The sequence below is a fragment of the Clostridium sp. Marseille-QA1073 genome, from assembly GCF_054863625.1.
The window spans coordinates 20,737-42,218 of sequence record NZ_JBSVQM010000018.1; the positions used below are offsets into that span (position 1 = coordinate 20,737).

Annotated in this window: 18 protein-coding genes; all 18 read right to left on the reverse strand. The window is 28.3% G+C overall.

Going from position 1 to position 21,482, the window contains the following annotated elements; genetic code table 11:
* Window positions 1-76 precede the first annotated feature (76 nt).
* On the reverse strand, window positions 77-433 hold the full coding sequence (locus ACY1IQ_RS15040) for an ArsR/SmtB family transcription factor (protein WP_291581652.1): 357 nt from the start codon (window positions 431-433) through the stop codon (window positions 77-79).
* Window positions 434-719: 286 nt separating this feature from the next.
* Window positions 720-2,750 (reverse strand): methyl-accepting chemotaxis protein, encoded by a 2,031-nt coding sequence (locus ACY1IQ_RS15045; protein ID WP_461614726.1) that lies wholly within the window; start codon window positions 2,748-2,750, stop codon window positions 720-722.
* A gap of 321 nt (window positions 2,751-3,071) precedes the next feature.
* Window positions 3,072-5,108 carry a methyl-accepting chemotaxis protein gene (locus ACY1IQ_RS15050; RefSeq protein WP_461614727.1) on the reverse strand — a complete coding sequence of 679 codons (2,037 nt, stop codon included), beginning with the start codon at window positions 5,106-5,108 and terminating at the stop codon, window positions 3,072-3,074.
* A 271-nt stretch (window positions 5,109-5,379) separates the two neighbouring features.
* Window positions 5,380-6,984 carry a carbon starvation CstA family protein gene (locus tag ACY1IQ_RS15055; RefSeq protein ID WP_461614728.1) on the reverse strand — a complete coding sequence of 535 codons (1,605 nt, stop codon included), beginning with the start codon at window positions 6,982-6,984 and terminating at the stop codon, window positions 5,380-5,382.
* Between the two features lie 12 nt (window positions 6,985-6,996).
* Window positions 6,997-7,506, reverse strand: coding sequence for a hypothetical protein (locus ACY1IQ_RS15060; RefSeq protein ID WP_461614729.1), 510 nt, complete (start codon window positions 7,504-7,506; stop codon window positions 6,997-6,999).
* 168 nt (window positions 7,507-7,674) lie between these two features.
* Window positions 7,675-7,821 (reverse strand): hypothetical protein, encoded by a 147-nt coding sequence (locus tag ACY1IQ_RS15065; RefSeq protein WP_461614730.1) that lies wholly within the window; start codon window positions 7,819-7,821, stop codon window positions 7,675-7,677.
* Between the two features lie 215 nt (window positions 7,822-8,036).
* Window positions 8,037-8,504 carry a restriction endonuclease subunit S domain-containing protein gene (locus ACY1IQ_RS15070; RefSeq protein ID WP_461614731.1) on the reverse strand — a complete coding sequence of 156 codons (468 nt, stop codon included), beginning with the start codon at window positions 8,502-8,504 and terminating at the stop codon, window positions 8,037-8,039.
* Between the two features lie 243 nt (window positions 8,505-8,747).
* Window positions 8,748-10,547: an oligoendopeptidase F gene (pepF, locus tag ACY1IQ_RS15075; RefSeq protein ID WP_461614732.1), complete on the reverse strand. Its 1,800-nt coding sequence runs from the start codon at window positions 10,545-10,547 to the stop codon at window positions 8,748-8,750.
* A gap of 561 nt (window positions 10,548-11,108) precedes the next feature.
* Window positions 11,109-12,362 carry a GNAT family N-acetyltransferase gene (locus ACY1IQ_RS15080; RefSeq protein WP_461614733.1) on the reverse strand — a complete coding sequence of 418 codons (1,254 nt, stop codon included), beginning with the start codon at window positions 12,360-12,362 and terminating at the stop codon, window positions 11,109-11,111.
* A gap of 255 nt (window positions 12,363-12,617) precedes the next feature.
* Window positions 12,618-13,307 carry a 4Fe-4S double cluster binding domain-containing protein gene (locus tag ACY1IQ_RS15085; RefSeq protein WP_461614734.1) on the reverse strand — a complete coding sequence of 230 codons (690 nt, stop codon included), beginning with the start codon at window positions 13,305-13,307 and terminating at the stop codon, window positions 12,618-12,620.
* A 161-nt stretch (window positions 13,308-13,468) separates the two neighbouring features.
* A complete protein-coding gene (locus ACY1IQ_RS15090; protein ID WP_461614735.1) occupies window positions 13,469-13,969 on the reverse strand; it encodes an NUDIX hydrolase in 501 nt (166 codons plus the stop codon).
* Between the two features lie 402 nt (window positions 13,970-14,371).
* Window positions 14,372-14,593 carry a hypothetical protein gene (locus ACY1IQ_RS15095; protein WP_461614736.1) on the reverse strand — a complete coding sequence of 74 codons (222 nt, stop codon included), beginning with the start codon at window positions 14,591-14,593 and terminating at the stop codon, window positions 14,372-14,374.
* The gene (locus ACY1IQ_RS15100) at window positions 14,594-14,920 is read right to left on the reverse strand and encodes a hypothetical protein (RefSeq protein WP_461614737.1); all 327 of its coding nucleotides are present in this window, start codon (window positions 14,918-14,920) and stop codon (window positions 14,594-14,596) included.
* Window positions 14,910-15,467, reverse strand: a complete 558-nt coding sequence (locus ACY1IQ_RS15105; protein ID WP_461614738.1) for a GNAT family N-acetyltransferase — start codon at window positions 15,465-15,467, stop codon at window positions 14,910-14,912. Before ACY1IQ_RS15105 ends, ACY1IQ_RS15100 begins: the two co-directional genes overlap by 11 nt.
* Before the next feature lie 138 nt (window positions 15,468-15,605).
* Window positions 15,606-15,812: a hypothetical protein gene (locus tag ACY1IQ_RS15110; protein ID WP_461614739.1), complete on the reverse strand. Its 207-nt coding sequence runs from the start codon at window positions 15,810-15,812 to the stop codon at window positions 15,606-15,608.
* 220 nt (window positions 15,813-16,032) lie between these two features.
* A complete protein-coding gene (locus tag ACY1IQ_RS15115; protein ID WP_461614740.1) occupies window positions 16,033-17,775 on the reverse strand; it encodes an ABC transporter ATP-binding protein in 1,743 nt (580 codons plus the stop codon).
* A 64-nt stretch (window positions 17,776-17,839) separates the two neighbouring features.
* Entirely contained in the window at window positions 17,840-19,543 is a 1,704-nt protein-coding gene (locus ACY1IQ_RS15120) for an ABC transporter ATP-binding protein (RefSeq protein ID WP_461614741.1), read from the reverse strand.
* 424 nt (window positions 19,544-19,967) lie between these two features.
* Window positions 19,968-21,368 (reverse strand): alanine/glycine:cation symporter family protein, encoded by a 1,401-nt coding sequence (locus ACY1IQ_RS15125; RefSeq protein WP_461614742.1) that lies wholly within the window; start codon window positions 21,366-21,368, stop codon window positions 19,968-19,970.
* Window positions 21,369-21,482 lie beyond the last annotated feature (114 nt).

Here is a 21,482-nt window from a genome sequence, read left to right on the forward strand (position 1 = left end):
TTAACTCTTTAACAGTTAATTGCTTTATATTTTTAATTAGAATCTTTTAAATTGTAAATTTATACAGAACTAAACCTTACTCTTTTACGTGTAATAAAGCCTGATCAAAAATATACTTAACATGATCATCATCTAAAGAGTAATAAACTACCTTACCTTCTTTCCTAAACTTTACTAATCTTGTACTTTTTAATACTCTTAATTGATGTGATATTGCAGATTGGCTCATTCCTAAGGTTTCTGCTATGTCACAAACACACATTTCCTTTTGAAATAAAACATATAGTATTCTTATCCTAGTTATATCTCCAAAAGCTTTAAAAAGCTCTGATAAATCACCTAAAACCTCTTCTGAAGGTATATTACTTTTTACGCTATCAACTATATCCTTATGAACTTCTGTACAGTTACAGAATTCTAAATTATTATCCATACTGTTCCTCCTATATATGCATTTTAATTATATAGTATATATGAATATGTATTCATATATACTATATAATAAATTTATTGTAATACTTTGTCAAATAAACCACTACAAAACTTACCTTTTTATTACTACAATTCCTTAGTAAACATTTATCTTGTACATTATTTTAATTTTCATAGCACAATTTTTAACATGGTATCACTTTAATTATACTTTTCCAAAATTTTATTACAATGACTTTTATTTAAATAAAAAGTAAAGCTAAGTTTAAACTTAGCTTTACTCTTTATTAATTATTTCCATTTTCTTTATTAATATTAAATTTATTTATCGTTTCTCTAAGATCTAAGGATAATTTTTCTAAATTTTCAGCAGCAGTAACTACTTCTCTAAATTTAATTCTTTGTTCTTCACTAGATGCACTTACTTCTTCCGTTGAAGCTGCTGCTTCTTCTGAAACTGCTGATATTCCTTGTATCTTATCAATAAAGCCATCTTTAGCTTCATTAACTTTAGTTAGAGTATCATTTACACTATTTATATTATTTTGAAGGCCTTTAATTGCATTGTTTATTTCATCAAAAGTACTATTAGTATTTTCAACTTTTTCTAATGTCTTTTCACTTAAATCTTTAGATAGTGTAATTTCTTTAATAACCATCTTAATATCTTCTAAATTAGTATTTATAACTTTTTCAACTTCTTCTGCAGAACTTGAAGATTGCTCTGCTAACTTTCTTACTTCTTCTGCAACTACTGCAAAACCACGTCCAGCTTCACCTGCTCTAGCTGCTTCAATACTTGCATTTAATGCTAATAAATTAGTTTTACTAGTAATTTCTTTTATGGCATCAATTATTGCTCTAATTCTATTAGAATTCTCTCCTAGTGCTTCAGCTTTAGCTGCTACATTAATTATAGCTCTATTATTTTCACTGAAGGAATAAGTAAGTCCTTCAACCATTTCTTTACCACTACTAACAAAACTTTCGACTTCTTCGCTTTCTTCTAATACATCATTAGAATAATTTAATATTTCACTTATGTTGTTTCCTAAATCCATAGATAAAGCTACACTTTCTTCAAGCATTATAGATTGTTCATTAGCTCCCTGCGCTACCTGTTCTACTGCATTAGATATATCACTAGCTACTGTTTCTGAAAATTCTACAGTATTGGTTAAGTCCACTGATGCTTTAGATAAATGCCCTGAAGTGTTAACAATGTTATTTATTATCTTTTCCATATCATTCATAAGTTCGTTACTGGCATTTCCTATTTCTACAATTTCCATAGTCTTAACTTTATTTAAACTAATTCTCTTAGTAAAATCTCCATCCTTTGCAGATTTAAGAATACTGACTAAATGCTTCATACTTTTAGATAAATTGGTAGAATATACCATAGGTGCTCCTGATGAAAAAATTATAATTATTATTACTGCCAGTATAGGAATGGCTAATTTATTAAATATTTTACTATTTATTTCCGAATTTCTTATGAATCCAAAAGAAGTATATCCTAGCTCCTTATTTTCCACCTTAACCGCATGATAATTTGCATTATCAAAAGTTACATCTATGATATCGTTATCAAGTATTCCTTTGCTCCATTCTTCATCATTTAAATTTTTTCCTATCAATTCTTCATTATCACTGGCAATTATACTTCCATCTTTATAAGCAACTATATTAAATCCTTCTTTTCCTATTTTCATTTTGGAAACTTTTTCGGAAACTTTAGTTAAATCCATATCTATTGCCACAACCCCAGCTAATTTATTATTGTCATCTTTTAAAGCCTTTGACAAAGTCACTATCATTTGACGAGAGCTGTGATCCCTATACGGGATATCTATGTATAATAGATTCTCATCTTTCATAGCTTCTGTATACCATAGTCTTTCATTTAAATTAAAACTACTATCTACTTCATCTGGTGGATAGCAATATAGTTTTGTCTTTTCATTAAAAGCATAAACAGAAAAAATATTATCTTTAATTCCCTGTATATTTTTGAAGGTTTCAACTGCCTTACTCTCATTTCCTTGTTTAGTATAAAGATTCCTAACATGAGGTTCACTTGATAATAACTTAATAAAATTACTATTAGAATCAATTATTTCCTCTATTTCGTCATTTATTGCTCTCACAGAAGCGGATGCAACAATCATATATTCATTCATCACACTATCATAAATTGTTTTTGTTGTAGCTACTCCTAAAATAATAATAGGAATTACACATGTAATTACCAGCATCAGTGAGAGTTGCTTCTTAATACTCACTAATTTAAATTTCTTCGCTTTTTTCCTTTTCATAATTCTCTCCCCCTAGTTTAATGTGCCTATCACTTAATAAGTATAATTAATTTGACATAATTTTTCAACAAATTACATATATCTAAATGTTATAACTTTAATTTATTAAAAATAATTACATATTTACTTCATAATATATGTTTTTTATACATAATTTTAATAACATTAATTATTTTCTACATTTAAACTGTTTTTCTATTTTTTTCTAGAGAATATTGTAAATTATTAAGGTATTATACTATTTTAATCATTAAATTCTGAAGCTATATTGAGTTGATTTATAGAAAATAACTGCTGATATTATCACCAGCAGTTATTTTTTTAACTTATTTTGAATTTACTAATTAGCCCTTTAAGTTTTTCTGATAACAATTCTAAGTTTTCTGCTGATAGTACTACTTGTCCAAATCTATTCTTTTGTTCTTCGCTAGCCGCACTTACTTCTTCTGAAGATGCTGCTGCTTCTTCTGCTACTGCTGAAATATTTTGTATTCTTTCTATGAGTCCATCTTTAGTACTATTTATATTTATTAAAGTTTCATTAACTCCATTTATATTTTTCTGAAGAAGCTTTATTGAAGAATTTATCTCTTCAAAGGTTTTAAAAGTATTTTCAACTTTACTTGAAGTTTTCTCTGTAATCTCTTTTGATATAGTTACTCCTTTAATAACCTTATCTATATCATTAATATTTTCTTTTATTACTTTTTCTATTTCTTCAGCAGAAACTGTAGATTGTTCTGCTAATTTTCTTACTTCGTCAGCAACTACTGCAAAGCCACGTCCTGCCTCCCCTGCCCGTGCAGCTTCTATACTAGCATTTAGTGCAAGTAAATTAGTTTTATTTGTTATAGACTTTATTGCATCTATAATAATATTAATCTTCTTAGAATTTTCCTGTAAAGTTTTTGCTTTATTTACAGTATCAATTACTGCTTCAGTATTTTCTTTAAACATTTCATCAAAATCCTGTATAACTTCTTTTCCATTAAAAATGAGTTTTTCTGCTTCTTCACATTGATTCATTACATCTTCTGAATATGATACTATATTACTGATATCTTCACCTAAATTAATGGTAAGAGAAACATTTTCATCTAACATTATTGATTGTTCATTTGCCCCCTGTGCCATTTGTGACACAGCACTTGAAATATCACTATTAGCAACTCTTGAATCTTCAACTATATTTGTTAATGTACTTGATGCTTCTGATAAATGTTTGGAAGCATCCTTAACGCTTTCAAGCAATGATACCATATCATCCATCATACTATTTACCACATTAGAAATTTCTTTAATCTCTTTGGTCACTATTCCTTTAGTAGTTATACGAGCTGTAAAGTCTCCATTCCTAGTACGAGCTAAAGTATTTACTAAATTATTTATCACTCTAACAAATTTTGAAGAAAAAATAGTGACAATAGTAAGTGAAAATATAAGTATAAAAACTATTAATATTATAGACATCCATAAAGCTTTACTTATTTGTCCTTTAATTTCATTAGTAGAACTAAATCCATAAGTTGTATAACCTAATTCTCCATTTATATATTTTTGAATATAGTAATTATTATTTTCAAATTTAAATAAATCTAAATTTTCAGAAGTGATAAGATCTTTTGCCCACTGTTCCTTGGATAATTCTTTACCTATAAGTTCCTCTTTACTACTAGCAACTACACTTTCATCTTTATAAGTAACTAAAATAAATCCTTCATTGCCAATTGAGCTAGAAGTAACCTTTTCTGATAAATTTGTAAGATCGATATCCATTGCCATTACACCAATTAAATCTCCATTTTTATCTACGACTTTTTTTGAGATAGTAAAGACTTGTTTGCCAGTAAAAGCATCTATATATGGTTTTGATATCACTAAATTTTTTCCACTCTTTGCATTAATATACCATTCACGAGAATTTGGATCATAATTCGAATCTAATTCCACTTTAGGATAAAGATATAATTCCTTCTTTTCATTAGCAAAATATATGGATAATATATCATTACTATTTGCTTTTACATTCATAAAAGTATTGAAAACTAGACTTTTATTTTTCTCACCTTTAAATCCATTCTGTATATTTTCTTCTTCTGACAGAATATTTATTAGATTACTATTAAAATTAATAATATTCTCTATTTCTTTTCCTACATCCTCAATTTTATTAGCAGTTGCTAGAATATACTCATTATTTGCGCTATTATAAACTGCCTTAGTAGTACTTACACCTAAAATGATTATAGGAATTAAAGATATAAATAATATTAAAATTAAAAGTTCATTTCTTAAACTTAAATTTAATCCTAAAGTCAATTTTTTCTTTTCTTTTTGTTTTCTAGTTTTAATCTTCATCTAAAGTCCTCCTTTATCTCATATATTGTTTTTCGTATGATTATACTTTTTCTTTAAATAAAATTAAATTCTTACTATGTAGTTCTGTAATTTCCAACAATGTTTTTACATTTCATTACAAAAACAATAAATATAATAATTCCTATATAATGAATTTATAAAATACTAGAAATTTATGTTTCCTAAGCTATTAAATTGTATTAAAACAATATATTATTTCAGTAAATTAAAAAATTAAGAGGCAGTCCCTTTTGAGACAGCCTCCAAAAAACTATGCTTTTTTCTTTTTAATTATAACTCTATAAGTTTCTATTAATAAAACTAGTGCTAAAATTAGTAATATTATAGCAAATACTCCTAGTACTATATTTGACGTAGCTGCAGTAAAATATTGACGTATTAACATTGTTAATGATGTCAATGTAACTATAAACATAAATATCATAGGTATTAAAGCCATAGTATATTTCTTTCCTATACTAGATAGCCAAGCTGAAACTGCTAATAAAGAAAGAGCCGCTAGTAGTTGATTTGCTGATCCGAATATAGGCCAAATTTTACTGTATCCATAAGCCAATAATAAAATTGATGCTCCTATAGTGGCAAATGTAGCAAAATATTTATTGCTACCTAAACTCTTACTTTCTTTTTCTTTATCAAAAAATTCTTGGAATATATACCTTCCAATCCTTGTTGCTGTATCAAGACTAGTTAATGCAAAAGCTGAAAAAGTGAGCATAGTAAATACCTTACCTATTTGAAGTGGTAATCCAAAACTATTCATAAATACAGATAGTCCATTTGCAAAGACTACTGAAGGAGCTCCCTCGGAATTTGCTAAATATCCAACAGTTATTAAGGCTATAATTGCTACAATACCTTCAATGAGCATGGAACCATAACCTATTAATTTTGCATCAGATTCCTTATCAATTTGCTTTGATGAAGTTCCTGACCCTATAAGAGAATGAAATCCTGATACTGCTCCACAAGCAACAGTTACAAATAAGAATGGAAATAGTGTCTGATTGTTAATCTTAAAACCACTAAAAGCAGGTATAGCCATTGAAGGTCTATAAATGAATATTCCTAGTACCCCTCCTATAATCATTGCATATAAAAGAAATGAGCATAAATAATCTCTAGGTTGTAATAATATCCATACTGGCAAAGTAGATGCCAAGGTTATATATATAATCAATACTATATTCCATTGAAGTTTTGTTAATTTTATAAATGGAAACATATATCCAAGCCATATACAGAAAAATAAAAGTATAACTCCAATTAATGTGGAAATTCCAAGTTTGGCTCCTTTTCTATAAACAGCAAATCCAAAAATCATTGATATAAATATAAAAAGTATAGATGCTGTTCCTGCTTGCGCTCCTATTAAATTATTAGGATCATAAGCAAAAGTTGAAGCACAAATATCAGTGAAAGCAGCTACTATCAATACAATAGTAGACCATGCAAAAATATTGTACAGTATTTTGCCTTTATTGCCTAAATTGGTTTTAATTATTTCTCCTATAGTTTTTCCATCATGTCTTATAGATGCGAATAATGCACTATAATCATGAACACCTCCTACAAATATACTTCCAACTAATATCCATAAGTATACAGGAATCCATCCAAAAACTGCTGCTAATATTGGTCCAGTTATAGGTCCTGCACCTGCAATTGAAGAAAAATGATGTCCTAATAGCACTTTAGAATTTGATGGCACATAATCCATATTGTCAAACTTAGTATGAGCTGGTGTTTTTCTATTAACATCAATACCCCATTTTTTAGTTAACCATGCACCATAGGTTACATAAGCTATTAAAAATACTATAATTGAAATAACTAATAATAACAGTGCGTTCATTTATAGCCTCCTTTATTTATTACTTAAGGTGTGTAAATACACCTTATAGTCTTCTTTAGCAGCTTTGTTAGTTATAATCTTACCACTAGATAAATCTATAACTACAAGCTTTACGGTGCTCCAACCGTGAAGTGTAAACTTATAATACTTATTGTATTTAAATTGTTTTGTATAATCCCAAATATCTTTAGAGGTATTAGTTTTACTAACTATAATTCCTGTTATTATAGAACTTTTATGTTCTCCATTGGGATTTACTAGTTTTACAGTCATATCCTTTAGATAATGTGAAAATTCTACTAAATCTTCATATTTAAAATTATCATATACCTGTATTAAGCAATGTTCATATACCTCAAATTTATCTATAACATCATTTTTAGTCAGAAAGGTTCTTCCGCCTATATCTTTATATTTTCCATATAAATTTAGCTTTTTATCAAAAATTACTACATCCTTGTGAAGTTCGAAGTTCTTTCTAAATATTTCACTTAAATTATCTAAATATAACTGTAAATTCATAAATATCCTCCAAAATTTCATTGCATTGCCTAGTACTTATACAATTGAGAATTGACTATTGACAATGGAGAATTATCGATACTTCTCTTTTATAAGAGAAGTTTGAATTTATCTCTTTTTAAAGTGATACAGTCACTTTTATCAAAAAGCCTGTTTGAAGAAATTAATTTAAAAATTAATTTCAACTATAATTGCCAATCTTCCATTCACAATTCTCAATTGATTAAACTGTTCCCCAGAATGGAAACTAGCAATTATATTGCTAGTAAGAAATCTATTAAAGAAATTAGTTTGACCAAAACTAATTTCAACCATAATTATCAATCGTCTATTTCAATTCTCAGCTGAATAAATATAATATGTTTATACTAAAATATACTCATTGAAAACTTGATTTAAAACTATATATTATAAAAATTATATAAATATACAATTTTTTAGATAAATTATCGTTTATATACGTTTTTTAAATTTTATATTTATTGCAAAATAAATGCTGATAGAAGATTCTATCAGCATAAATATATAAATTATGTTTGTGTTGGCATTAATATGTTGTTTAATTCTTTTACAGTAATATTAAAATAATTGCTACCTGTGTCTAATGGTTTAATTTGAGATATAACATAATCATCCTTAAGTAAAAACATCAAGTCATCTGATTTATTCTTATCCTTTGGTATAATAAGTGCAAAGGAATTATTAGGTACCAAAATATTATCTTCTTCAATTAGTGCAGCACACAGCTCTCCTTTAATAAAATTTTGTTTTAAAGAAAAAATAATATCCCCTTTTCTAGCTATGCTAACATTTTCATATAACATGCTAAAATTTCCTACAGGATTAGTATTAATTATTCTTTGTTTAAGAATATCAATACAACTTTCATCAATTAACTTATAGCTACTATTAATTTCTGTAGTTTCCTTTAAAGTCCTGCTAGATAAATTAATGTCTGCGATCTGGTACAAATAACAGGTTTCACAATTAATATCCATCCTTATCCCCCTAAAGAAAATATTCAAATTTCTATAATAATTATATACTATTTTTATTTACAAATTCATTAACAAAACTTATAGTTTTACTATAAAATTTATTATTTCTAATATTTCCTCAAAAAAATATAATACTATTTTATTTTTATATTTTTATTATACAAAAATTTCCTTAATATTACTTATTAAAAAATCAAGGTTATCAATAAACTTCATATTGGCAACCTTGATTTTAAAATAATTCTATATTTCCTTTTCTAACATATCTAATAACATATCAAATCTTTTTATAGTATCTTCTAGTGGTTTTGGTGTTGTCATATCAACTCCTGCATTTTTAAGTATGTTTATTGGATAATCACTACTTCCTGCTTTTAAAAAGCCCTTAAATTTTTCTACCTCTTGGGCTCCTCCATTTATTATCATTTGTGAAAATGAATTTGCTGCTGCAAAACCTGTTACATATTGATAAACATAGAAATCTCTATAGAAATGAGGAATTCTTGACCACTCCATATCAATTTCACTATCTACAACCATATCTTTTCCAAAGTATTTTACATTTAAATCATGATATATACTACACAAATCGTCGCTAGACAATGCTTCTCCTGCTTCCATTTTTTCATGAGTAATAAGTTCAAATTCAGCAAACATTGTTTGTCTAAAAACAGTAGTTCTTATGCTTTCCAGTTGTTCATTAATCAAATATAATTTTTTAATTTTATCTTCTTCTTTTTTTATTAAATAATCCATAAGTATGCATTCATTAGTTATAGAAGCAACTTCAGCACAAAACAATACATAGTCTGCATAAATATATGGCTGATTTTTCTTTGAATAATAAGAGTGTATAGAATGACCCATTTCATGAGCAAGCGTTGAAACATCATTTATTTGATTATTATAATTTAAAAGTACATATGGCATACTATTATAACTTCCACTAGAATAAGCTCCACCTCTTTTTCCTTTGTTCTCATATACGTCAATCCATCTATCTTTTATGCCTTCTTTGAATATATTTAGATATTCCTCTCCCATTGGTTTTAGTGCTTCAATACAAATTTTTACTCCTTCTTCATAAGGTATATCGAATTTAGGAGTCTCTATATTAGGTACATATAAATCGTACATATGAATTTCATCCAACTTTAATAATTTCTTTTTAAGTGACACATACCTATGAAGAGATTTTAAATTATTATTGATAGTATCTACTACATTATGATAAACCTGAAGAGGAATTTTATTTGGCTTCAATGAACTTTCTAGTGAAGAATTGTACTTTCTAGCTTTTGACTTAAATATAAAACTTTTATGTGAAGACGTATAAGTAGTTGCTAAAGTATTTTTATATTTTTTATATGTGCCAAATAAACCATTAAAAGCCTCTTGCCTAACCCTTCTATTTTTTGATCTTATAAATACAGAATAATTTCCTTCTGTAAGTTCAATTGAATAATTATTTTCATCTTGTATTACAGGGAAAGTCATATCTGCATTGGTTAGCATATTAAATATATTTCCTGGGGCTGATAGTGAATTTTCTGCAGATGCTAATAACTTTTCCCCTTCTTCACTAAGTATATGAGGTTTTTGCTCTAATATATCCTTCAAATATTTTTCATAAAGTTTTAGTGGCTCTAACTCATCTATAGCTCTTTTAATATCCTCTTCATTTAAAGTTAGAATTTCTGGTATAAAGAAAGAGGTTATGCTATTTACCTCTGTAAGATAAGCTCTTATCCTATCTAAGAGAACCTGATACTTAGTATTTGCTGTATTTTCATCACTTCTAAGATGAGCATATACATATAAATCTTCTACTAAGTTTGAAACCTTAACGTAACTTTCTAAATATCCTAAAAGCATATTAGGATCCTTCAATTTTCCTTTATAGTTCATTAACTTAGGTGCTATTTCTTTTGCTTTAATAAAGTCTGATTCCCAAGCTTCCTCATTTAAATACATTTTTTCAACATTCCATGTGTACTTTTCAGGAACTTCTTCTCTAATTTTTAACTTTTTTACTTCGCTCATGGTTCCCTCCTAATTATTTAGACCATGTTTTTATTTTTATTATTAATTATGATTCAATTGTTATAATACTTATAAAAAATAACAGTATTTTAAAACATAGTCATTATTTTAGATTTTAATATAATTTCATATTAACACATATTTACAAAACTTTAATAAAATTCTTTAACATTCTGTAATTTTCCTTTAATAAATTTTCCATAACTCTTTTTACCTATAAATTAATTCTCTTTTACTATTATCTCTCCTCTTACCATAGTTAATACAGGATATCCTTATTTGCTATTACTATTCCTATATCTAAATTAAAATAGGTGTGAACACCGATACCACCTTGAATTATCTATTTTCCACTAGCATCAATAATCTCATCATAATTTCTTTTAAGTTCAATCTATAAATTCTTATAATAAGAAAAGAAAAGTGCATAACCACTTTTCTTAAAAATTCTTAAAGAAATTATTTAAGGTAAGACTAATATAATGCCAATTACGAGCTATAAAATTTATATTTAGATCACCTAGTAAATTTTTATTTATTTTATATTATAAACAATTTAGTTTAAAACTGCGTCATGCAAATTGGCTTTTCATCTGATGAAAATATTTCATTTAATACTTTTAGATATTCTGTATTTGAAATTTTAGCTTTTCCACATCTATAAAGACTATTAGTATCTACAGCACAGATAATAAGTGATGAAAAATCTGAAATATCCATCATAAGTTCTACATCAAAATCTTTATTTTTATTTAAAGTGGCTTTTCCATCATTAAAATGAATTATATAACTTCCATCATTTTCTTTTATAAGGGTATCAGTAATTGTTAGTTTAAGTCTACAATTTTGATTTTTAAAATTATGATTTTCTAAATCCTTGAAAAGTTTAGATACATCTATTACTCTGTACATTATTCCCGTGCCTTGTTTACTGCATTGATGATATACACCAGTAAGTATTATATCTGTACCATCTCTTGGATCTTCTAAAGCAAATCTAAAATTTTCATCTTGAGCATTAAAAAATATATATCTTATTTGGTCATTTTGACTATTAAAGAAGGTCATAAATTCAAGGAATACTTCTGGATCTTCATAAAGGAATTCTTTTATAACTATATCATTAATTGTAAAAGCCTCTGTATCCCCTTTTTTAAATTCAAAAACCACATACCCCTTTATTTCATCTTTAATTTTATATGCTAAAATTTTATTTGAAGCATTATCAAATAAAATTTTAAATTCATAATCATACTTTTCAATTAGTCCGTTAGTTTTCATTACCATTTTATTATAAAAATTACAAAGCTCATGTAAATCCTCAATATTTAAAAATTGAATATGCGTCTTACTTGTACCCTTTGGTAAATTGCAAGGTTTTATCCTAAATTGATTAATGCTTGTACCAAATCCAAAACCCATCTTTTTATAAAAATCTGGTCTGAAAGGATATAATAATGTCATGGAAATTCCTTGATTTTTGTAATGATAGATAAAATCTTCAATAATATTTATTGCAACCTTTTCTTTTTTATGAATTAAATCAACAGCAATACACCCTACTCCACCAGCTTTAATTTTTTGGCTTAATAAATTCATATTGAAATCGTGATATCTCATTCCTCCAAGAAGTGTTGAATCTTCAAATACTCCATAGAAATTAACGTTTTGTCTTTCATTTTGAATCTTGATAATATTATCTTTAAACCTGTCTTTATCTTCCTTTGTAAATATTCCATTAGCAGGGTATGCATTAGATACTATTTCTACAAAACCTTCTGCATGACATTCTTCTAATTTTCTTACTACACGCATATTATTTTCATTGGAATATCTATATTAATTATTAAGAATCCAATGATATTCACCTCCATTTATCTTTTTAACTACATATAAAATAATTTTATTTATATGAATATTTATTATTATCAGAAAATTATGTTCATATTGGGATATCCTTTTTGTTTTTAAACAACTGCTCATTTTAATAACTAAAATTAGTGGTCTGTATCCAACTATCTTCCTTAAATTCTCAATATATACCTTTTTATCTCCTTTAATATATTCTCATTAATTACAATTTATATATCTTTGTGTAAATGGGCATATCTCTATACATTTGCCACATAATGAAATTTCAGATCCTACTTGTTCTTTTGATAATTCTCTAGCTTTTTGTCTGCATTTAAAAGGATTTATTAATTCCTCTCTTTTTAATTTTATATTCCATAGTTGTCCCTTAATTGTTTTCGCCGGACATGATAATCTACATTTCTCACAGCCGCCACATCTGGATTCATTAATTGGATTATTTGTTTCAAGTGACATATTGGTCAAAACTGAAGAAATACGTATAGCTGATCCATATTCAGGTGTAATTAATAATGCATTTTTACCTATCCAACCTAACCCTGCCCTTGTAGCTACAGTTTTATGTAGTAATAATGTGGCTAAATTATCATCACTAGCGACATAGGTGGATGTTTGTCCTATTGCATCATAACCCAAGTTTTCTATATAGCTGACACAAGCTATAGCAATTTCATCTAAAGCACTATTTATTCTCTTGTACTCCTCCCAATATTCTTTTGTTGGTCCATATTCAATTTCTCTTATAATTTTAGTATTTAATTTAATTCCAAAGGATATGCCATAGTCTATACTCTTACGTGCTGCAACATCAATATCTCTCAAATCTGCAAATCCAACTAAAGATGCTCCAAGAGTTTCTAAATATTTCTTTAAAAAATTTTTATTCATACTTCACCTCAATTATTCATATTAATAATAATATTTTCTAAGACTTTCTTACTTTTATCCATAACATAAATTCATTAACTATATCTTTCTTATCTCACTTTAAAAATCTCAATCTTTCCGTATAATAAAAATTTTCTTCACATTACCCTAATATAATAAAATTACTTAAATAAATAGTCTCCTACATATTCTAGATACATATCCCCATAGAAAAAATTTCCACTTTCTATAATTTCTAATATATCTTCTTTAGTCATTAATTTAGCTTCACTCACCTCTCCCTGCTGAGGAATAACTTCATTAATATCAATCTCCTGCCTAAAATGATAAATATCCGCGATCCAAGGATTTTTAGTATCAAATCTAATCCTTCTAAGTAATCCTCCATTTCTTGTTTTTAATTCTATTCCTAACTCTTCTTTAACCTCTCTTAAAGCAGCTTCTAAACTTTCTTCTCCTGCAATAACTGAACCACCTACTGTTTCCCATTTGTTTGCATTAGTTTTATTTGGACTTCTTCTTGATATTATAAAATTTCCATCTACATTTTCTATCCATACAAATACAACAAGATGATATTCACCCTCACCCATCTTACTGCCTCTGGGAGCTACTTTTCCTGTTCTATTTCCATCTTTATTTAAGATATCCCATAATTCCATAGTATTGTCTCCTCATTTTATTAATATATAAATAATATTTGCATAAGGCACATTCAAATAAATAATAAGTCAGTATGCTAGTCTATTTTGTGTAATACTGCGTCAGCAGAACCCGCTGATAGCTCTTAGCAACGGAACCTGCTTCCTTGTCTGACACAAAATATCCGTCGTATCTTTGACTTATTATTTATTTTCATGTGCCTAATTCTCTTTTTATAATTATAACACTTAGGAATAAAATTATATAATTAAAAACTGCTAAAGATTTTAATTATATCTTTAGCAGTTTTTAAGCCATCTACACTTAATATTTTGAAAAGTATATTTCAATCTTTACTTTATAGAGGTTCTTTGTACTTAAATCATAAATATTTAAATGTTTAGTCATTCTAATAAAGGTATCTAATCTTTTCTTGCTCTTAAAGCCTTTCTCATCCACAAAATCTTAAATTTCTTGCCTTCTATATCTCCCTCATAAGTATTAAATTGTTTAAATCCTGCTTTTTTATATGATTTTATTGCTCTCTTATTAAATTCTGTTACCCCTAATTTAACATAATTTCCTTTATAATTATGATGATTTACTGCAAAATCTACACATTCTGATACATATTCACTACCCAATCATTGTCCAGTTAAATCAGATCTTAATCCAAAGCCTATCCACATTTCATAAATTTTATTTGGATTATCTTTTACTGTTTTTATGTCTACATATCCATCGTCCTCAGAACTTTCATCAACCTCTTCAAAAAATTCTATGGTAAGCTCCCCTATTAAATTATTATTCTCATCTAAAGCTGCAAATTTTCCAAAACCCCAGCTCTCTTCTTCTAATAATGCTTCTTTTTCATTACAGTAATCATATACGAAATATTCACCTTTATATTTCCAATTGTTAATCATCTCTGTTGCATACTCTTTGTTCATTGAAATAAACTTATATTTCATCTTCTCTCCTACAATTATATTCATACGCTACACTTGCTTTATACTTAATGAAACCTTCTCTAAGATATAAACTTAACGCACTCTCATTTTCTGTATCTACACAGAGCATAGCCTTAGGCATTCCTTTACTTCTTCCATAATCTATTGCTGCTCTTAATAAATTTCCACCTAGCTCTTTTCCTCTATGCTCTGGATTTACATACACAACAGATATGTGTGTATATGCTTCTCCTGCTTCAAATTCCACTGAAGCACGTATAGTTCCTATAGGTTCCTCATTATAATAAAGTAACATCATTCCATCTTCTAAATGGCACTGTGGCTCGCTCTTCCAATATAAACAAACATTTTCTAGTGTTCTTGGAGGATCCTCTGGAAATCCAATATTTCTAACCTTACACCAATCCACTTCATCCCTATTTTCTTTAAAAGTCCTTAACTCAAATCCCTCTGGAAAAGTAGCTTTAGGAACTTCTCTATCCTCTCTAATCATAGTAAAACTATATACACCTAACTTAAATTGTAGTGATGTTAATATTTCAGCCATACCCTCATTCTTCTGGTCTATATATATAAATATTTCATCTATGCCTTCTATTTCTTCTAATATTGCTCTAAGTATAATCTTATAATTATCTACTTCATTTTCAATGCTATGAAATATCCTTAATCTTCCTATTATTTCTTATTTATAAAAGTCATCTAAAATCAGGGACACTGCTCCTTTAATATTATTATCATCCATTAATACATAAGTTAGATTTTCTTTATTAATTTCAAAATTCTCTAAATCTATATCACTTAACCCTTCATCATTAGCATTTTCTCTATACTTCTTACAATACTCAATAAAATCTTCAATCATTTCATCTCTTAACCTTTCAACCTTCATGACTCTCCCCCTCCACTATCTACTTCTATGAAAATATTACCACTTATCGCTCTAATCTTATATATCCGAAATAATTCTGTACTAAATTTGAACAGAGAAGTTTACTTTAACATTTTGCTCTAAGAATTAGTATTGCTTCAAACAATATCTTAATTTAAAATAGAAAAACCTATAAACGTAGTATCTTCTTTACGTTTATAGGTTATTATTTAAATGACTTTTACTCAAACTGTGAATAATATAATTGGCTATAAAAGCCCTTTCCTCTTATTAATTCTTTATGATTCCCCTGCTCTATTATGTTACCATCCTTTACTACTAATATATGGTCAGCACTTTTTATAGTAGAAAGTCTATGTGCTATAACAAAACAAGTTTTACCTTTCATCAGATTTCTCATAGCCTGCTGAATTTGAATTTCCGTTCTCGTGTCAACGTTGGAGGTTGCCTCATCTAAAATAAGCATTTTAGAATCTAAAAGCATGGCCCTGGCTATTGTTAGTAACTGCTTTTGACCTTTGGATATATTAGTTCCATCATCTGTAAGAATTGTATCATAACCATTTGGAAGTCTTTTTATATAGGAGTGAATTTTGGCTGCCTTAGCTGCATTTATTACATCTTCTAAGGTAGCATTTTCACTACCGTAAGCAATATTTTCAAAGATAGTTCCTTGAAATAACCAAGTATCCTGTAGTACCATAGCATAGGACTTTCTAAGGCTTGCCCTTGTTATGTCTCTTATCTCCATCTCATCTACATAAATACTTCCATGGTTTACATCATAAAATCTCATAAGGAGGTTAATCAATGTAGTTTTTCCTGCCCCAGTAGGTCCAACAATGGCAACCATATTTCCGGATGGTGCCTTCATACTAAGATTTTTAAGAATTATTTTATCTGCTGTATATCCAAAGGATATATTATCAACTTTTACATCACCATGAACATGTAAAAGTTCCTTGGCATCTTCTTTATCTCTCTCTTCTGCTAACTCATCCATAAGCTGAAAAATTCTTTCTGCTGCTGCTAGTGAAGATTGAAACTCTCCCACAATATTTGCAGATTCATTGATAGGTCCAGAGAATTTCCTAGAATATAATACAAAGGAAGAAATATTTCCTAGGCTCATTTGATTATGTAAATACATAATTGCACCAAATATACTAATTAAGGTTAAAGATAAATTGTTCATAAAATTAACTGATGGTCCAACCATGGCACCATAATAATCTGCACGATAATAAGCATTCACTGCCTCTTCATTCTTTCTTCTAAATTTATCTTTGGTATTCTCCTCTTGATTATATGCCCTTAATGTCTTCTGTCCTGATACAAATTCCTCAACCATTCCATTTAGTTCTCCAAGCTTTCTCGAACGATTACGAAACATAGGTCTTGTAATTTTTGTCATCCTCTTTGTGAGTATAATAGATAATGGAACTGTAAATACAAAAACTAATACTAGCTTTGGGGATATCATAACCATAGAAATAAATGATATAACTACTGTAATAATACTTCCACAAATGGTAACTAAATCTGATGTTAACGATGCATTTAGGGTATCAATATCATAGGAAATTTTACTTATGATATCTCCTGTGGCATGAGTATCAAAATACCCTACAGGAAGTGAAAGTAAATGATCAAATAAGTCCTTCCTTAATTTGTAGGATATCCTCTTACTGACCTCCAGCATAATCACTGATAAAATATAGGTTAAAATAGAGGATATTATATAAAATATAATCATAAGTCCACAGTAATAATATACTTTACTAAAGTTTACCGCACCATTTCCCAGTTCAATGCTATCTATGGCATACCCTGATAGCATAGGACCCATTAATGCAAATAAATTACCTCCAATAGACAGTAGAATCGCAATAATTATTAATGCTTTATATTCTAAAAGATAGGACATTATTCTTTTTAAGGTATGAATCTTCTTTTTTTTCATAATTGCAACATGCCCTCCTTGTTTCATATAGATTGCTTTAAGTTATTTTCTTACTTAAATGAATTTACTCCTCTAGTTGTGACTCACTAATTTCTCTGTATATATCACAACTTTCTATAAGTTCCTCGTGGGTTCCATAACCTACTATCTCTCCATCCTCCAAAACACAAATATGGTCAGCAGACATAATAGAGCTAATTCTTTGAGCAATCATTATAGTTGTGGTTTCTTTAAAATGATTTTGAAGTTCCTTTCGTAATGATGCATCTGTTTTATAGTCTAATGCACTAGAAGAGTCATCTAGGATTAAGATCTCGGGATGTGCTGCAAGTGCTCTTGAGATTAGTAATCTTTGCTTTTGTCCACCACTTAAATCTGCACCTCTTACTGCTACCTTGGTTTGAAATCCCTCTGTCTTTCCTTCTATGAACTCAGTAGCCATTGCATAGTCTGCTGCTGCTTTTATTTCAGTTTCACTTATATCTCTTCCAAATCGAATATTTTCAAATAGGGTATCTGTGCTAATAAAGTCATTTTGAAATACAACACCAAATTTTTTTCTTAATATCTTCATGTCAATTGATCGTACATCTTGTCCATTAATTCTAATTGCTCCCTGATTCACATCATAAAATCTCATTAATAGTTTAACTATAGTAGACTTTCCGGAGCCTGTAGCTCCAATAATGCCCAAGGTCTCTCCTTTTTTAATACCAAAGCTTATATTACTTAAATTGTTTTCCTTATGATTATAAGAAAAAGATACATTATCAAATTCTATGGCATATCCATTATCTATCTTTGGTATATCTTTAATTACAAGCTCCTCTTCAGCATTTAAAATCTCATTTATACGTTTTGCTGAAGCGCTTGCCTTTGAATAATTGGTGAAAACCCTGGAAATAAATAAAAGAGCATTTAAAATTAATGTAACATAGGTTAAAAATGCAACAATTACTCCTGGCTTCATAACTCCGCTGTTTACCCTATAGGCTCCTGCCAAAATAACCAATACTGTCCCAAGATTTAAGCATAGATTCATAACTGGGTTTAATACAGCCATCACCATTCCAGTCTTTTTTTCTTGCTCTACAGCAGCTTTATTACGATAATCAAATTTTTCTCTTTCATAATCTTCCTTTGATAAGGCTTTAATAACTCGTATTCCTGTCACATCTTCCCGTACAACCCTTACAAAATCATCTATCTTTTTTTGGACAATAGAATACATTGGAATTCCTACTTTTGAAACATATGTAACTGCTAAAAATATAATAGGCATCACTGAAATCATAACTAAGGTAAGTATTGGATCTAGTGTAAAAGTAATAATTATACCACCTATGAGTAAGATAGGTGCTCTTACCCCAATTCTTTGCATCATACCTAGCATCTGGTGAATGTTATATGTATCAGAGGTAACTCTTGAAATTAAAGAAGGTAATGTAAAGTAATCTACTTGATTATTAGAAAGATAAATTATCTTAGAAAATAAATCATTTCTGACACGTTCCGTTGTATCTCTTGCAACTTTAGATGCCATCCTATTGGCTACAATATTAAATGCCACTGCAATAATAGAGCATAAAAGCATAAGTCCACCCCAAATAAGAATTGGTTGTACCTGTTTTAATGGGATAATCTCATCAATCATATAGGATAATATCCAAGGAAGTGCCAGTTCTACAATAGTACCTGTAAATTTTATGGCAAGTCCAATACTCATACGAAAAGCATATGGTTTTAAATATTTAAATATTTGTTTCATTTTTATTTCCACCTAATACATAATTATATATTTTAAGTAAAATTTACTTCATAATATATTATACAATGATATCTTGTAAAAATCGATTCTAACAAAAAAATTCTGAAAAATTTAGGGAGAAAGATTTTCTATATAAGAAAAATATGATTGCCTAAGACAAAAATAATTTACTGAAAGCTGAGAAGGAACTCTTAAAAAATTCCATATGCTAAAAATGATAATTATTCAAAAAAACAAGTCTATCTGTCTAACAAAAATTTAATCTAACTAATTTAGTCGTGAAAATATAAGTTAAATTTAAAAAGATGACTCCTGTTCAATACAGAAATCATCTTCTTAACCTATTTTAAGCTTTTAATTTTTCTTTGACAAAGGTTATGCTTTATTTTAAAGGTCTTTTTTTACTAACTATTTCCTTATCCTTTTAAGACCATTCCGTTGCTTCATCTTTAAGTTCAGATATAGAATTACTAGTAAATATAGGATCTTTTATACCTGCTCTCTTCTGATTTTTGTAATCTTCTAGAGCTTTTAATGCAATTTTGCTTAATAGTACAATAGCAATTAAGTTTACTATAGCCATGAGTCCCATGAATACATCAGCTAAATTCCAAACTATATCCATGCTGACAATAGATCCAAAGAACACCATTGCACCAACAAAAACTCTATAAAGCTGTAAATAAATTTTCTTATCTGTTATAAATTGAATATTGGTTTCACCATAATAATAATTTCCAACTATAGAACTAAAAGCAAATAGTAATATACATGCGGAAATAAATATTCCTCCCCAAGATCCTACTTGATTATTAAGGGCTACTTGAGTAAGTTCTATACCTTTAACTGAGCCATCAAGTGGAGCACCTGACAATAATATCATAAATGCTGTACAACTGCAGATTATTATAGTATCAGTAAAAACTCCAAGGGTTTGTATAAAACCTTGCTTAACTGGATGGGATACTGTAGCAGCTGCAGCAGCATTAGGCGCAGAACCCATACCAGCTTCATTTGAAAACAACCCTCTCTTTATACCTTGCATTAAGGCTGCTCCAATTCCACCACCAACAACTTCATTAATACCAAAGGCATTTTCAAAAATCATTGATAATACGGAAGGAATTGCCGAAAAGTTTTTAACAACTATAAATAATGCAACTATTATATAAAAAATAGCCATAACAGGAACTAAAACACTTGAAACTTTTGCAATTCTATTGACTCCTCCAAAAATAATGGTAATAGTAAGTATTGTTAAGATAGCTCCTACAACAGTTTTATTAAATCCAAAAGAACGGTATAAAGAAAGAGTTATGGTATTGGCTTGAACTGAATTGAATACTAGTCCAAAACAAATGGTTATCAAAATGGCAAAAAGCATTCCCATCCATCTTTTTTTAAGTCCTTTTTCTATATAGTAAGCAGGTCCACCTCTAAAGCTATCTCTATCCTTAACTTTATAAATTTGTGCCAAAGTAGATTCTATAAAACTAGAGGCACCACCTATAAGTGCTATAAGCCACATCCAAAATACTGCTCCAGGTCCACCAACAGCAATTGCAGTTGCTACACCGGCTAAATTCCCAGTACCAACTCTAGAAGCCGTACTTATACAAAAGGCTTCAAAGGAAGATACAGAATTCTCTTCTTTATCCCCTGTGGCACCATCTCCTAAAAGTCTAAACATCTCTTTAAAATTTCTAAATTGAACAAACTTGGTTTTAAAAGTAAAATACACACCAATTGCTATAAGCATGGCAATCAATATATAAGTCCATAAAAAATCATTAAACTTTGAAATTACATCGTTTAAAAATATCATATATTACGAATTCCTCCCTTTATCTCTAGTTATTTATTAAAATTACATTTGAAAATATAATATAGTATTTATGACAAAATTGCAATAAAAACATTTAAATGTTTCATAAATTAA

Bases quoted from the DNA above. Each gene is read 5' to 3' on its own strand.
- ACY1IQ_RS15060 (WP_461614729.1), bottom strand. From the start codon at position 7,506: ATGAATTTACAGTTATATTTAGATAATTTAAGTGAAATATTTAGAAAG.
- ACY1IQ_RS15065 (WP_461614730.1), bottom strand. From the start codon at position 7,821: ATGGTTGAAATTAGTTTTGGTCAAACTAATTTCTTTAATAGATTTCTT.
- ACY1IQ_RS15085 (WP_461614734.1), bottom strand. From the start codon at position 13,307: ATGAATAAAAATTTTTTAAAGAAATATTTAGAAACTCTTGGAGCATCT.
- ACY1IQ_RS15070 (WP_461614731.1), bottom strand. From the start codon at position 8,504: ATGGATATTAATTGTGAAACCTGTTATTTGTACCAGATCGCAGACATT.
- ACY1IQ_RS15105 (WP_461614738.1), bottom strand. From the start codon at position 15,467: ATGGCTGAAATATTAACATCACTACAATTTAAGTTAGGTGTATATAGT.
- ACY1IQ_RS15120 (WP_461614741.1), bottom strand. From the start codon at position 19,543: ATGAAACAAATATTTAAATATTTAAAACCATATGCTTTTCGTATGAGT.
- pepF (WP_461614732.1), bottom strand. From the start codon at position 10,547: ATGAGCGAAGTAAAAAAGTTAAAAATTAGAGAAGAAGTTCCTGAAAAG.
- ACY1IQ_RS15055 (WP_461614728.1), bottom strand. From the start codon at position 6,984: ATGAACGCACTGTTATTATTAGTTATTTCAATTATAGTATTTTTAATA.
- ACY1IQ_RS15050 (WP_461614727.1), bottom strand. From the start codon at position 5,108: ATGAAGATTAAAACTAGAAAACAAAAAGAAAAGAAAAAATTGACTTTA.
- ACY1IQ_RS15080 (WP_461614733.1), bottom strand. From the start codon at position 12,362: ATGCGTGTAGTAAGAAAATTAGAAGAATGTCATGCAGAAGGTTTTGTA.
- ACY1IQ_RS15045 (WP_461614726.1), bottom strand. From the start codon at position 2,750: ATGAAAAGGAAAAAAGCGAAGAAATTTAAATTAGTGAGTATTAAGAAG.
- ACY1IQ_RS15090 (WP_461614735.1), bottom strand. From the start codon at position 13,969: ATGGAATTATGGGATATCTTAAATAAAGATGGAAATAGAACAGGAAAA.
- ACY1IQ_RS15110 (WP_461614739.1), bottom strand. From the start codon at position 15,812: ATGAAGGTTGAAAGGTTAAGAGATGAAATGATTGAAGATTTTATTGAG.
- ACY1IQ_RS15040 (WP_291581652.1), bottom strand. From the start codon at position 433: ATGGATAATAATTTAGAATTCTGTAACTGTACAGAAGTTCATAAGGAT.
- ACY1IQ_RS15100 (WP_461614737.1), bottom strand. From the start codon at position 14,920: ATGAAATATAAGTTTATTTCAATGAACAAAGAGTATGCAACAGAGATG.
- ACY1IQ_RS15115 (WP_461614740.1), bottom strand. From the start codon at position 17,775: ATGAAAAAAAAGAAGATTCATACCTTAAAAAGAATAATGTCCTATCTT.
- ACY1IQ_RS15125 (WP_461614742.1), bottom strand. From the start codon at position 21,368: ATGATATTTTTAAACGATGTAATTTCAAAGTTTAATGATTTTTTATGG.